Annotated in this window: 15 protein-coding genes; 5 read left to right on the top strand and 10 right to left on the bottom strand. The window is 64.5% G+C overall.

All coding sequences use genetic code 11. From position 1 onward, the window contains the following. Window positions 1-24 precede the first annotated feature (24 nt). Together KT882_RS02140 and KT882_RS02135 are read right to left on the bottom strand one after the other, a co-directional pair. Window positions 25-828: an FKBP-type peptidyl-prolyl cis-trans isomerase gene (locus KT882_RS02140; protein ID WP_228894227.1), complete on the bottom strand. Its 804-nt coding sequence runs from the start codon at window positions 826-828 to the stop codon at window positions 25-27. A gap of 132 nt (window positions 829-960) precedes the next feature. Further along, window positions 961-2,838 (bottom strand): potassium transporter Kup, encoded by a 1,878-nt coding sequence (locus tag KT882_RS02135; protein WP_228894226.1) that lies wholly within the window; start codon window positions 2,836-2,838, stop codon window positions 961-963. 176 nt (window positions 2,839-3,014) lie between these two features. On the opposite strand from KT882_RS02135, the gene rarD reads away from it, so the two are divergent. The 4 genes from rarD to KT882_RS02115 all read left to right on the top strand — a co-directional run bounded on the left by rarD (window position 3,015) and on the right by KT882_RS02115 (window position 6,574). Further along, entirely contained in the window at window positions 3,015-3,899 is an 885-nt protein-coding gene (gene rarD / locus KT882_RS02130; protein WP_228894225.1) for an EamA family transporter RarD, read from the top strand. A 31-nt stretch (window positions 3,900-3,930) separates the two neighbouring features. Next, window positions 3,931-4,263, top strand: coding sequence for a DUF5710 domain-containing protein (locus KT882_RS30865; RefSeq protein WP_187358584.1), 333 nt, complete (start codon window positions 3,931-3,933; stop codon window positions 4,261-4,263). A 108-nt stretch (window positions 4,264-4,371) separates the two neighbouring features. Then, window positions 4,372-6,039 carry an energy-dependent translational throttle protein EttA gene (gene ettA / locus KT882_RS02120; RefSeq protein ID WP_161070168.1) on the top strand — a complete coding sequence of 556 codons (1,668 nt, stop codon included), beginning with the start codon at window positions 4,372-4,374 and terminating at the stop codon, window positions 6,037-6,039. Window positions 6,040-6,100: 61 nt separating this feature from the next. Then, the gene (locus tag KT882_RS02115) at window positions 6,101-6,574 is read left to right on the top strand and encodes a DUF6265 family protein (RefSeq protein ID WP_228894224.1); all 474 of its coding nucleotides are present in this window, start codon (window positions 6,101-6,103) and stop codon (window positions 6,572-6,574) included. A 40-nt stretch (window positions 6,575-6,614) separates the two neighbouring features. Here the strand turns inward: KT882_RS02115 and KT882_RS02110 are convergent, their stop codons facing one another. Both KT882_RS02110 and KT882_RS02105 read right to left on the bottom strand, forming a co-directional pair. Further along, a complete protein-coding gene (locus KT882_RS02110) occupies window positions 6,615-7,208 on the bottom strand; it encodes an outer membrane beta-barrel protein (protein ID WP_161070170.1) in 594 nt (197 codons plus the stop codon). A gap of 203 nt (window positions 7,209-7,411) precedes the next feature. After that, on the bottom strand, window positions 7,412-8,020 hold the full coding sequence (locus KT882_RS02105; RefSeq protein ID WP_228894223.1) for an alpha-ketoglutarate-dependent dioxygenase AlkB family protein: 609 nt from the start codon (window positions 8,018-8,020) through the stop codon (window positions 7,412-7,414). Window positions 8,021-8,038: 18 nt separating this feature from the next. Here KT882_RS02105 and KT882_RS02100 point away from each other — a divergent pair, with 18 nt between their 5' ends. After that, window positions 8,039-8,620: a molybdopterin-dependent oxidoreductase gene (locus KT882_RS02100; protein ID WP_161070172.1), complete on the top strand. Its 582-nt coding sequence runs from the start codon at window positions 8,039-8,041 to the stop codon at window positions 8,618-8,620. A gap of 25 nt (window positions 8,621-8,645) precedes the next feature. Here the strand turns inward: KT882_RS02100 and KT882_RS02095 are convergent, their stop codons facing one another. From KT882_RS02095 to KT882_RS02070, 6 genes are all read right to left on the bottom strand, one after another. After that, window positions 8,646-9,008 carry a hypothetical protein gene (locus KT882_RS02095; RefSeq protein ID WP_161070173.1) on the bottom strand — a complete coding sequence of 121 codons (363 nt, stop codon included), beginning with the start codon at window positions 9,006-9,008 and terminating at the stop codon, window positions 8,646-8,648. Between the two features lie 124 nt (window positions 9,009-9,132). Then, window positions 9,133-9,954: a Rossmann-like and DUF2520 domain-containing protein gene (locus tag KT882_RS02090; protein ID WP_161070174.1), complete on the bottom strand. Its 822-nt coding sequence runs from the start codon at window positions 9,952-9,954 to the stop codon at window positions 9,133-9,135. Next, window positions 9,954-10,541, bottom strand: a complete 588-nt coding sequence (locus tag KT882_RS02085) for a DUF924 family protein (protein ID WP_228894222.1) — start codon at window positions 10,539-10,541, stop codon at window positions 9,954-9,956. The genes KT882_RS02090 and KT882_RS02085 overlap by 1 nt, the downstream gene beginning before the upstream one ends. 17 nt (window positions 10,542-10,558) lie before the next feature. Continuing rightward, complete coding sequence (locus tag KT882_RS02080; RefSeq protein WP_161070176.1) at window positions 10,559-11,311, bottom strand: MgtC/SapB family protein; 753 nt, start codon at window positions 11,309-11,311, stop codon at window positions 10,559-10,561. Window positions 11,312-11,324: 13 nt separating this feature from the next. Then, window positions 11,325-11,588: a hypothetical protein gene (locus KT882_RS02075; RefSeq protein WP_161070177.1), complete on the bottom strand. Its 264-nt coding sequence runs from the start codon at window positions 11,586-11,588 to the stop codon at window positions 11,325-11,327. Continuing rightward, a complete protein-coding gene (locus KT882_RS02070; protein WP_161070178.1) occupies window positions 11,585-13,399 on the bottom strand; it encodes an aminopeptidase P family protein in 1,815 nt (604 codons plus the stop codon). Before KT882_RS02070 ends, KT882_RS02075 begins: the two co-directional genes overlap by 4 nt. Window positions 13,400-13,439: the final 40 nt, after the last annotated feature.

Below are 13,439 nucleotides of genomic sequence, written 5' to 3'. Positions count from 1 at the left end.
CGCCCCTTCATTTGGCGCGAACGATTACTTCACGCTCAGCAGTTCGATGTCGAAGATCAGCGTGGAACCGGCCGGGATGGCGGTCTGCACGGTGAAGCCGTAGCCCAGCTCAGGCGGGATGATCAAGGTGCGCTTGCCGCCCACTTTCATGCCGACCAAGCCACGTTTCCAGCCTTCGATCACGGAACCGGTGATCACGAAGTCGAACGGCGTGCCCTTGTCGACCGAGCTGTCGAACTTGGCGCCGTGCTGGTCGGCTGCCGTTGGGTCGTAGATCCAGCCGGTGTAGTGCACGGTCAGGGTCTTGGTGGCGCTGACTTCGGCGCCGGTGCCCACCACTTTGTCGATAATCGTGACCTGGGCCGACGGCGACGGCTTGCTGATGCTCAGCACGGTGATTTCCATGACCAGCGGGGTGTTGGCTGCCACCTTGGCGGTGTAGGCCGGGTTGGTGTAGCTGTACACGCCGTAGGCCAGGTTGGCCGGCAGCACCAGCTGCACGGTGCCGCCCTTGCGCATGCCCAGCACGCCCTGCTCGGCGCCCGGCAGCCAGCGGCCGGTGCCGATGGCGTACACGGCCGACGGCGAACCGTCCACCTGGGCGCCGCGCGAATTGGGCTTGGTGCTGTCGTACAGGAAGGTCGAATAGCTCACTTGCACCAGGTCGTTGGCCACCACCTCGTCGCCGCTGCCGGCGGCCAGTACGGTTTTCAGGTAGGCGGGCTGCGGCGCCACGTCTTCAGTCTTGGTGGTGCTGGCTGGCGCGCCGCAGGCGGTCAGCGCCGCCACACAGGCGAGCGACGCGATCAATTGGAACATCGATTTCATGATTACCTTTGTATTGTTGAACATGTAACTGGCACTGCGCTGGCGCCGCCATCCGGGCACCGTCGGAGCAGAAGTGTAGCAGACTGCCACAACGCCCTTTCGGGCAGAACATTCAGTTACAAATTGGCTGTCTCAAATTTCCACCTGCGTGCCCAGTTCGATCACCCGGTTGGGCGGAATCTGGTAATAATCGGCCGCCGCGCGCGCATTGCGCGACATGGTGACGAACAGGCTCTCGCGCCAGGACGCCATGCCGGCGCCCGGGGTGGAGATCACGGTCTGGCGGGCGATGAAGAAGGAAGTTTCCATCATCTCGAACTCCAGTCCATGCTTCCCGCACAGCGCCAGCACGTTGGGGATGTCAGGTTCGTCCTTGAAGCCGTAGTGCACATTGACCTGGTAGCACTGGTGGCCCAGGTCGACGATCTTGACCTGCTCCTCCGGCGCCACCCACGGCTCCTCCACGATATGCACGGTGATGAACACCACGCGCTCGTGCAGCACCTTGTTGTGCGACAGGTTGTGCAGCAGCGCATGCGGCACGCCGTCGCTCTCGCCGCGCAGGAAGATGGCGGTGCCGTACACGCGCCCCGGCGGCGCCATGAACAGCGAGGACAGGAAGGCTTCCAGCGGAATGGCGTGCTTTTCCAGGTTCTTGAAGACCAGGTCGCGCCCTTCGCGCCAGGTCAGCATGATGGTCAGCAGCACGGTGCCCAGCAGCAGCGGGAACCAGCCGCCGTGCAGCAGCTTGAGCGTGGAGGCCGAGAACAGCATGATGTCGATCACGATGAAGAAGCCGGTGGCGCCGAAGCACAGCGCCAGCGGCAGGTGCCAGCGGTAGCGGATCACGAAGAAGGTCAGTATGGTGGTGCACAGCATGGTGGCGGTAACGGCAATGCCGTAGGCGCCGGCCAGCTTGTCGGACGAACCGAAGCCCACCACGGCGATCAGCACCACCACCAGCTGCAGCCAGTTCACGGCCGGGATGTAGATCTGGCCGATTTCGCTTTCCGAGGTGTGGGTGACGCGCATGCGCGGCAGCAGGCCCAGTGCGATGGCCTGCTTGGTCATGGAGAAAGTGCCGGAGATGGTGGCCTGCGAGGCGATCACCGCCGCCATGGTGGACAGGATCACCAGCGGATACACGCTCCAGCTGCCGAGCTGCTGGAAGAAGGGATTCGAGATGGCGTCCGGACGGGCGATCAGCAGCGCGCCCTGGCCCAGGTAGTTCAGCGCCAGCGCCGGCATGGTGATCAGGAACCAGGCCGCGCGGATGGGCTTTTTGCCGAAGTGGCCCATGTCGGCGTACAGCGCCTCGGCGCCGGTGAAGGCCAGCACCACGGCGCCCAGCGCGACGAAGCCGCTGTATTTGTTCTCCAGCATGAAGCGGAAGGCGTGCAGCGGGTTGAGCGCGGCCAGGATCTGCGGCGCTTCAACGATGTTGATCAGGCCCATGACGGCCAGCGCGGCGAACCACACCACCATGACGGGGCCGAAGAAGCGGCCGATACCGGCCGTGCCGTGGCGCTGCACCGCGTACAGCGACACCAGCACGATAATGGTCAGCGGCACCACGTACTGCTCCAGCGCGGGCGCGGCCACTTCCAGGCCTTCGATCGCGCCCAGCACCGAAATGGCGGGGGTGACCACGCTGTCGCCGTAGAACATGGTGGCGCCGAACACGCCCAGCAGCAGCAGCGGGCCGTGCCAGCCGGAGCGCTTGCTGACCGAATTGAGCGCCAGCGCCATCAGCGCCATGATGCCGCCTTCGCCGCGGTTGTCCGCGCGCAGCACCAGCGTGACGTATTTGAGCGAGACGATCATGGTCAGCCCCCAGAAGATCAGGGAGATGATGCCGAGCAGGTTGGGCGTGTTCAGCGCGAGCCCGTGTTCCGGGTCGAAGATGGTTTTGAGAGTGTACAGAGGGCTGGTGCCGATATCGCCATAGACGATGCCGACGGCAGCTAGCGTCAGTGCGACGAGGCTGCTTTTCTTATGTTCCGACGTCAAGATTGCACCTGAGTTTGTTCTGGTGCGTTGCACAATAGGCCAACTATCGGCAATTTGCAAGTGCATTCTGGCATGGCCGCGCTCCGCTGTTTTCGGCCCCCATTCTACCGCCGCCAGCGGCCCGGGCCGTTTTCCCGGATAATGGCAGACCCGCCGCACCTTATTCAAACAACACCATGAACACAGGCATCCTGTACGCCGCCCTCGCGTTTTTCTGCTGGGGCCTGTTCCCCCTTTATTTCCACGCCATCGGCGAGGTGCCGCCGATTGAAATCCTGGCCCACCGCATGCTGTGGTCGCTGCTCTTCCTGGCCCTGGTGCTGACCGCGCGCGGCCAGTGGCGCTGGCTGCCGGACGTGCTGCGCAAGCCGCACGTGATGGCCAGTTTTGTCGCCAGCGCTATATTGCTGACCGCAAACTGGTTCGTCTACATCTGGGCCGTGAACAATGGCCACGTGATCGACGCCAGCCTGGGCTATTTCATCAATCCCCTGGTCAATGTGCTGCTGGGCCTGCTGGTGCTGAAGGAAAAGATGCGGCGCGGGCAGTGGATCGCCATTGCCATCGCCGCCTGCGGCGTGGCCTGGCTGACCTGGCAGGCCGGACAGCCGCCGTATATCGCGCTCATCCTGGGCATCACCTTCGGCGGCTACGGCCTGCTGCGCAAGACGGCCGCGCTGGCGGCGCTGGAGGGGCTGTCCTTCGAGACCATCATCCTGTTCCCGCTGGCGCTGGCCTATGTGATCTGGCTGAGCGTGCACGGCCAGAACACCTTTATCAACTCGCCGCACGACAGCACGCGCTGGCTGCTGGCCGCCGCCGGCCCCATCACCGCGATTCCGCTGCTGATGTTCGCCGCCGGCGCGCGCCGCATCCCCATGGCCGTGCTGGGCATGCTGCAATACCTGTCGCCCACCATGCAGATGCTGCTGGGGGTGTGGATCTTCCACGAGGCCTTCTCGCCGGAACGCCTGGCCGGCTTCGTGGTGATCTGGAGCGCGCTGGCGCTGTACGTGGCGGAGGGGCTGTGGGCCACGCGCCGCGCGGCCGCCGCCATATAATAAGCACCCCGACAGACTAGCCAGACAGCCCATGACCAGCACACCACCGTTTGATCCGCCCTACAAAGCCAGCACCGTACTGGAAGACGGCAGCGTGAAATGGATGGAGGTCCGCGCGGACGGCTCCATGGTGGAGACCAGCGCGCCGGCCGCCGCCATGCCGGAGGCGGGCTCGGCCCCGGCGCCCCGGTCAGGCCAGCCCGCTCCATCCAGCCAGTCCGGACGCGCGGTGACGGTGCTGAACGTGCCCTTCGCGGAAAAGGAAGAGGCCAAGCAGCTGGGCGCGCGCTGGGACCCCAAGCGCCGCAAATGGTATGTGCCGGCCGGCGTTGACGCGGCCCCGTTCGCCCGCTGGACCGCCTGAAAAGTCCGCCAAATCACCGCTGAACGCCGCCCAAACCCGCTGAAACTAGCTGGAACGCGGCGTTTGGCGTATCCTTGTTGACCTTCGTAACATATCGAGAATTTCCTAATGGCAAACTACGTCTACACCATGAACCGCGTGGGCAAAATCGTCCCGCCCAAGCGCCAGATCCTCAAAGATATTTCGCTGTCCTTCTTCCCGGGCGCAAAGATCGGCGTGCTGGGCCTGAACGGCTCCGGTAAGTCGACCTTGCTGAAAATTATGGCCGGCATCGACACCGACATCCAGGGCGAAGCGCGCCCGATGCCGGGTCTGAACATCGGCTACCTGCCGCAGGAACCGCAGCTGGACCCGAACAAGACCGTGCGCCAGGAAGTGGAATCCGGCCTGGGCGAAGCGTTCGAGGCGCAAGCCAAGCTGGACGCCGTGTACGCCGCCTACGCCGAAGAAGACGCGGACTTCGACGCGCTGGCCGCCGAACAGGCGCGCCTGGAAGCGATCATCTCCTCGTCCGACGGCGGCAACCTGAACCTGCAGCTGGAAATGGCCGCCGACGCGCTGCGCCTGCCGCCCTGGGACCAGCAGATCAGCGTGCTGTCCGGTGGTGAAAAGCGCCGCGTGGCGCTGTGCAAGCTGCTGCTGTCCAAGCCGGACATGCTGCTGCTCGACGAACCAACCAACCACCTGGACGCGGAATCGGTGGAATGGCTGGAACAGTTCCTGGTGCGCTTCCCGGGCACCGTGGTCGGCATCACCCACGATCGCTACTTCCTGGACAACGCGGCAGAGTGGATTCTGGAACTGGACCGCGGCAGCGGCATTCCATGGAAAGGCAACTACAGCTCCTGGCTGGACCAGAAACAGGCCCGCCTGAAGCAGGAAGAAGCCACCGAATCGGCACGCCAGAAGGCGCTGCAGAAGGAATTGGAATGGTCGCGCCAGAATCCGAAAGCGCGCCAGGCCAAGTCCAAGGCCCGCATGGCCCGCTTCAACGAGCTGAGCGAGCACGAATACCAGAAGCGCAACGAGACCCAGGAGATCTTCATCCCTGTGGCCGAGCGCCTGGGCAATGAAGTGATCGAGTTCAAGAACGTGTCGAAATCCTTCGGCGACCGCATGCTGATCGACAACCTGAGCTTCACAATTCCCGCCGGCGCCATCGTCGGCATTATCGGCCCCAACGGCGCAGGTAAGTCGACGCTGTTCAAGATGATCACCGGCAAGGAAACGCCGGACAGCGGCGAAGTCATCATCGGCAAGACCGCCAAGGTCTCCATCGTCGACCAGCACCGCGACGCACTGTCCGACAGCAAGACCGTGTTCGAGGACGTGACCGGCGGCGCCGACATGCTGAGCGTGGGCCGCTTCGAAATGCCGTCGCGCGCCTACCTGGGCCGCTTCAACTTCAAGGGCGGCGACCAGCAAAAGATCGTCGGCAACCTGTCCGGCGGCGAGCGCGGCCGTCTGCACCTGGCGAAAACCCTGCTGATGGGCGGCAACGTCCTGCTGCTGGATGAACCGTCGAACGATCTGGACGTGGAAACCCTGCGCGCGCTGGAAGATGCGCTGCTGGAATTCGCCGGCTCCGTGATGGTGATCTCCCACGATCGCTGGTTCCTGGACCGTATCGCGACCCACATCCTGGCCTTCGAAGGCAACTCGCAAGTGACCTTCTTCGACGGCAACTATCAGGAATACGAAGCCGACAAGAAGAAACGCCTGGGTGAAGAAGGCGCCAAGCCCAAGCGTATCCGCTACAAGCCACTGACGACTTAATCAGGTGTAACATCAAAGGGCACGGTTTTTACCGTGCCTTTTTTTATTTGGGGAGAAAAAAATGCACAAGACCCTCATTGCAGCAGCAGCCCTGATCGCCGGCGGCGCCGGCGCCGCCCCCCTGAATGCAGAAGCCATAGGCCAGCTCGGCTGGCTGTCCGGCTGCTGGGCCGCCGTGGGCGCGGAAGCGGGCTCGGTCGAGCAATGGACTGCGCCGGCCGGCGGCACGCTGCTCGGCATGAGCCGCACGGTGAAGAACGGCAAGACCTCGGCCTGGGAATTCCTGCAGATACGCGAAGTCGACGGCCAGCTGGTCTACGTGGCCAAGCCGCACAGCCAGCCGGAGGCGTCGTTCAAGCTGGTGAGCCTGGAAGGCACGAGCGCGGTGTTCGAGAACCCGCAGCACGACTTCCCCCAGCGCATCATCTACAAGCGCGAAGGCGACAAGCTGCAAGCCCGCATCGAGGGCACCATGGGCGGCAAAGCGAGAGGAAAAGACTTCCCCTTGCAGCGTGTCGGCTGCGAGGGGAAGTAAGGGGGATCGAGGAGATAAAGCGGATTAAGCGAGCGGCGGCTTAGAAGTTGTAGCGCGCGCCCAGGGTGACGGCGCCTTTCTTGCGGCCTTGCTCGATGTCGTTCTTGCCGTAGTGTTCATACTCCAGCGACAGCGACACTTTCTGGTTGATCGCGTACTCGGCGCCGACGGAGGCGTACAGATTGGTGCGGTTGCTGTCGCCCAGTGCATACGGTGCGGCCAGGCCGGTGCCGTGCACTTCATTCTTGTTGTAGGCCACGCCCAGCTTGCCGAAGGCGGACAGCTGGTCGTTGATCGGGTAGCTGCCCTTGCCTGCCACGTAGAAGGAGTGCGACTTGCTGTCGATGGCGCCGTTGTTCGCGCCTACCGAGTATTTGTAATTGGAGCTGCCGAAATCGGTGTAGCCGCCTTCAACCGCCCAGGTCTTGTCGATCTGGTAGCCGCCGTAGATCTTGCCGGACCATTCGTCGCTCTTGCGGTCGCCCGTGCTGGTGTCGTTGGACAGGTTGTACTTGTGCTGGCTTGCCACAACGCCGGCGCCGACATAAGCGGTGCCTGGTTCAGCAGCCTGGGCTGCGGAGATGCCGCCCAGGGCGGTAGCGGAGGTAATCAGTGCAAACAGAATTTTTTTCATGTTAGTGATCTTTCAGCAAAAAGTAAGGGACTTGCTTGGGATCGCAGTTCGTCTTGAAGCGCGATGTAAGGACGATAGCATTGGCAAAGCCGCCATGTCCCACGGAAATCCGTAAGAATTGTGAGAAGTTGTAATCACTATTGAAACGCCGAAGATCGCCACAAAATGACGGAACTTAGCTTAAGAAGCGCTTAAGGAAGGTTTTAAACGAGGATTTGGCGGAACGTCAGGTTGACGCGCGGCCCGCAGGCGGTTTTTTCCTTGTTGATGCCGTGCCGCCAGTGGTGCTGCAAGGCGCCCGCCATGACCAGCAAGCTGCCGTCGCCCAGCGCCAGCTTCACGGTTTTCGGCAGCCGCTTGTGCTTGAGGATGAAGGTGCGCGGGTCGCCGAAGCTGACCGAGGCAATGACGGGATTGCGGCCCAGCTCTTTTTCGTCGTCGCTGTGGAAGCCCATGCTGTCCTGCCCGTCGCGGTAGTAGTTCAGCAGCACGCTGTTGAAACGCTGGCCGCTGGCCTGCTCGACGGCCTGCTTGATCTCCAGCTGCAGCGGCGTGAAGGGCTGCGGTTCCAGCGTCATGCCGGAATAGCTGTAGCGCGCGTCGCCGTACCACGCGCTCAGGCGCGGCTGCAGCATCTGCTTGCCCCATAAGGTGATGGCTTCTGCGCGCCAGGCGGTTTCCGCCAGCAGGCGCTCGAGCACGGCGGCGCCGTCCTGCTGGGACGGCAGGGGCAGGCGGGGCATGAAGTACAGCTCGCCGTCTTCGATGGTTATGGCGTCCAGCACGCCGGAATGCTCGGAAAAAAGGTCCATACCCGCTATCATAACCGGATGAAAAAACGACTCTTCCTCGGGACGCTGGCCGCTGCGGCCACGCTGCCCACCATGCAATTCGCCCGCGCCGCGACTCCCGCGCGCGGCCCCGCCCTGCTGACGGTCACTGGCGCCATTTCCAAGCCGAACCGCGGCCCTTTCGAACCGGTGCGCGACCAGATGATGCACAAGCAAAAGCTGAGCTTCGACAAGGCGCACGCCTTCGACTTTGCCGAGCTGTCCGCCCTGCCCGCCATCGCCATCAAGCCCACGCTGGAATATGACGGCAAAGCGCATGCGCTGCGCGGCCCGCTGCTGCTGGACGTGCTGAAAGCGGCCGGCGCCACGCTGGCAGACAGCGGCAAGATCGTGCTGCGCGCGGTGGATGGCTACGCGGCCACCATCACCGTGGCGCAGGCGCGCGCGCAGCGCTACATCGTGGCAACGCAGATGGACGGCGCGCCGATGGCGCTGGGCGGCCTGGGACCGCTGTGGGCGGTGTACGACGCGGACAAGGTGGCGGAAATGGCGGGCAGGCCCGTGCAGGAACGTTTCGGTTCCTGCCCATGGGCCTTGTACCATATTGAAGTGCAGGCCTGAGCGGCCTGCCGGGTGAAGCTAGCGTTTAAGCGTAGGCTTCGGCCAGCGACATGACGCGCGGCGCGATGGCGATGCCAACGTCGGCGAAGATCTTGGTGATCTGGGCCATGTTGGCTTCGTTTTCTTCCGGCTTCCAGCCCTTGAACAGGTCGGTGCCGTCTTTTTGGAAATGCAGATCCAGCACCTTGCCGCGGTCTTTGTGGGTATAGCCCGAGCTGTGGGTGTTCTGGAAACCGGCAGCTGCCAGCGCGGTCAGCACGTCGGCAGGCGGATTGTCCGGATCGGTGGCCAGGTAGACGCCATAAGTCTTGCCGGGTGGCTTGGCGGCGATATCCACTTCGTAGATGCCGGGCGCCTTCGTTACGGTCGTGCTCTTCAGAAATAACATGTTCTTGCCCCTATCTTGGCCGCCGCACCACGGAGGCCGGCATGCTCTTGTTTTCCAGTAATTAAGCTTATTGCTTCTGCCGATGTTTTACAAGGAAATCGGCAGTGAAGACGAGCAACTCACTCTATTTGTTGTGCTTTCGGCTCGCAAGTTTCTCCGTCGGCGCAACCAGCGCCTGATATAGCTCTCCCGTGGGCGCGTCCCATAGGGCAACGGCCTGCTGCTGGCGGGCCACGGTGGCCATGTCGCCGCGCGCGATGGGACCGCTCAACGCGGGCGCGGCGCCTAGCCTGAACACATTGGCCACGGTCTCCGTCACCAGCGGCTGGGCCAGCTCGCGCGCCGTCGCCTCGGGGATGCCGGCGGCCTGGTAGGCCCGCAGCGCGGCGTCCAGCACCGTGGTCAGGTAGTTGCTCGCGAACACGGCAGCGGCGTGGTAGACCGTCTTGGCGGCGGCGTTGATGGCAACCGGCCGCGCGCCCATGGCCAGCAGCGCCGGTTCCAGCACGGCCAGCGCTTGCGGGTCGCCTTCCACGCCGCAGAAAGTGCCGGAGAAGGCGGCGGCCACGGCGCCGGGGTCGGCGAAGCTGCGGATGGGGTGGACGCTGGCCACGTAAGCGCCCGCGTCGCGCGCGGCCTGCAGGCGGTCGGAGGCCAGCGCGCCGCTGCAGTGGAACACAATGGCGCCTTGCAGCGGCACGGCCGCCGCCAGCGCAGCGCAGGCCGGCAAGATCTGGTCGTCGCCGACGGACAGCATGTAGACGGCAGCCGGGCGCAGGCCGGCGTAGCCGCCAGCGGCCGTGCCTGCGCCGATGAAGTCCACCGCGTTCTGCGCAGACTCGGGCGAGCGCGCCAGCACGTCCAGCACTGCAAAGCCCTGCTGCGCGAACAGGCGGCCCAGCGCGCGGCCCACGTGGCCGCCGCCGATCACGCTCAGGCTGATCATCAGAACCCCGATCCCGGCTGCTTGAGGAACTCGGTTTCCTCCGCCGTCGACGCGCGGCCGAGAATGGCGTTGCGGTGCGGGAAGCGGCCGAAGCGGCGTATCACTTCGTAGTGGCGCTTGGCGTAATCATAGGTGCCGTCGAAGCCGGTGGCCGAGGCGCGCAGCATGTCGAACAGGTCCAGCGAGCGCAGCTGCATGGACAGGTTTTCCGCATGCTCGAAAGGCAGGTAGGCAAACACGCGCTGCACCGGCGGCAAGGTCTGGTTGGCGCCGCTGTCGTCCAGCGCCAGCGCCGCCTCCAGCGCCAGGCTGTCGCCGGCGAAGGCCAGCGGCGTGCCGCGATGGATATTACGCGTGAACTGGTCCAGCACCACGATGCGCGCCAGCGTGCCTTGCGTGCCCTCGTCGTCCCAGTGCCGCAGGCCGCCATGCAGGGCCTGCGCCACCAGGTCGCCGAACTGTTCGCGGATCTGCGCGTCGAAGGCGTCGTCCTTGCGGAACCATTCGGCACGCTGGGTGTTGTGACCCTTCACGCCTATCGGCAGGAACCAGAAATCCAGTACGTCCTGTGCTGTCGTCAAAACCATCTAGCTCTTCCTCAAACTCAATTGCGCGCGTGGGAAACCTGGAACCCTTCCAGGCCCTCGAACTGCGCCATTTCCGCCGCCAGTTCGGACATGGACGCGCCTGAACGCTTGCTCAGCGCAATGGCGACAAAGCGCCATTCCTGCATGCCCTTGTCGCTGGCGATCATCATGGATCCGCCCGCGATTTCATAGCCGCGCTTGAGCGCGATATCGCGCAGCGCGGCCTCGTTGGGCACATAGCCCGCCCTGAAGCGCATGGTGAGCGCCACCGCGTGGCGCGACGGCAGCCACGCCTCCAGCTTGGACAGATAAATCATCGACATCGAACACATAAAGGCCAGGCCCATGGCGCCGAGGTAGAAGCCCACCCCTATCATCACGCCGATGGCCGACGAGGCCCAGATGGACGCGGCCGTGGTCAACCCGCTGATGTTGAAGCCCTCGCGCATGATGACGCCCGCGCCCAGGAAGCCGATGCCGGTGACGATGCCCTGGATCACGCGGGTTGGATCGGTGCCGATCACGCTGCCCACATGCGCCATATGCCCGCCGTACCAGAACGAGGGATAACCGGAGATCACCGTCAGCGCGCAGGAGGCCATGCACACCAGGCCGTAGGTGCGCATGCCCGCCGCGCGGCCATGATAGGAGCGTTCGTAGCCGACCAGCAGCCCCAGCAGGAGGGCGCCAAGGATATTCAACAAGACGATGCAGTTGGTGGCCAGTTCACTGGCGGACCAGTAGGCGTCTAGCAAGGCGTTGGAAGGCATGGCCGTCCCCTGGTTATTGTTCGGTTTTTTTGGTCAGCTGTTTTTCAAACGCGACGTCCAGCTTGCTCATGCGCTGCACTTTCTGCGGCCCCTGCGCGTTGACGAAGGCGACAAACTCGTCCAGCTCCATCGGCGCGCACAGCGGCGGCTGGCCGGGGCCGGCGGTGAGGAAGAAATGGCCGCTGCCGGTGCGCGACATGGTGTACAGCTTGTTGCCGCTGCGCTCTTTCAAACGGTCGAGCGCATTGCTGGCACGGGTGGAACGGGACGAACTCATACTGCCTCCGTGCGGGTGTGCAGCCAGGCCAGCGCATCGCCGGACAGGTGCGGGGCCAGGCGCTGGCGCACCGTGGCGTGATAGTCGTTGAGCCAGGCGCGCTCGTCCTCGCGCAGCAGCGCGTGGTCCAGGCAGCGCGTGTCGATGGGGCACAGGGTCAAGGTTTCGAAGCGCAGGAAGGGGCCGAATTCACCGCTTTCCGCCGGCTGGTTCAGCACCAGGTTCTCGATGCGGATGCCCCAGCTGCCCGGCCGGTAAATGCCGGGTTCGATGGAGGTGATCATGCCGCTCTCCATGGCCGTGTGCGGCTCCGGCATGGCGGACGGCGAAATCGACTGCGGGCCTTCATGCACGTTCAAGAAGAAGCCCACGCCGTGGCCGGTGCCGTGGCCGAAATCGATGCCGGCAGCCCAGATCGGCGCGCGCGCAATCGCGTCCAGCATGGGCGACTTGGTGCCTTGCGGGAACCTGGTGGCGGACAGCGCGATCATGCCCTTGAGCACCAGCGTGAAGTCGCGCCTGTGCTCGGCCGTGATGGCGCCCACCGGCACCACGCGCGTGATGTCCGTGGTGCCGCCCAGGTACTGGCCGCCGGAATCGATCAGCAGCAGGCCGTCGCCCTCGATCACCGCATGGCTGGCCTCGGTGGCACGGTAGTGCATGATGGCGCCGTTGGACTTGAAGCCGGCGATGGTGCCGAAGCTGGGGCTGACAAAATGCGGACGGCGCGCGCGGGCGGCGGTGATGTGGGTGTTGATGGCCACTTCGGTCAACGGTTCGCGCTGCGGATCGGCCAGGGTGTGCTCCAGCCAGCAGAAGAATTCGCACAGCGCCGCACCGTCCTGCTCCATGGTGGCGCGCACGTGCGCGGCTTCGGCGTCGGACTTGCGGGACTTGGCCAGCGTGGTGGGATTCACCGCTTCCAGCACCGCCACTTTTGCGGGCAGCGCCTGGCGCGTGCCGTGGGTGACGCGGCGCGGATCGAGCAGCACAGTGCCGTCCGCAGGCAGCGCGGCCAGCGCGGCGGCGAACGCGCCGTAAGGGGCCAGATCCACGCCTTCCTCCGCCAGACACGCGGCCAGCCCGGGCGGCACCTTGCCTTCGGCCACGAATAATGTGGCGCGTACCGGACCGATGAGGGCGTGTGCCAGGAAAACCGGGTTGTAATTCACGTCCGCGCCGCGCAGATTGAACAGCCAGGCGATGTCGTCCAGCGTGGAGATCACGTGGTGGCGGGCGCCGAGGCGCGACATGGCCGCGCGCAGGTCGGCCAGCTTGCCGGTGCGGCTCTTGGTGGCGTAGGGCGGCAGCAATTCATAGACTTCCGCCGTTGGCAAGCTGGGCCGGCCGTGCCAGATGTCGTTCAGCAGGTCGCGGTCCGTGCGCAGCGCGACTTTCTTGGGCGCCAGTGCCTGCTCCAGCAGGCGCGCCACGGCCAGGCCGAGCACCGCGCCGTCCACCGCCACGGTCTGGCCGGGTTTCATGTTCTCGGCCAGCCAGTCCACATACTGCACGCTGGCGCCGGACGCAATTTTCATCAGCTGTATGGTGGAGCCAGCCAGCTCGGTCTCGGCCTGGGTCCAGTAGCGGCCGTCGGTCCACACGCCGGCAAAATCGGCCGTGATGATGAAGGTGCCGACCGAGCCGGTAAAGCCCGACAGCCATTCGCGGCCCTGCCAGTGCTGCGGCAAATATTCGGAGAGGTGCGGATCGGCGGACGGCACCATGAAGGCGTCTATCCGCCGGTCGCGCATGGCCGCGCGCAATGCGGCAAGGCGGCCAGCGATGGTGGAAAGGTCTGAGTTGGGCATGAGCAAAGTGAAGCTGTCGACTTGGCTCTATCATACTCCG

The organism is Pseudoduganella aquatica (assembly GCF_020865585.1).
GTDB lineage: Bacteria > Pseudomonadota > Gammaproteobacteria > Burkholderiales > Burkholderiaceae_D > Rugamonas > Rugamonas aquatica_A.
Note: the sequence above shows the minus strand (reverse complement) of the source record. Positions and strands in the feature narration are given on the sequence as shown.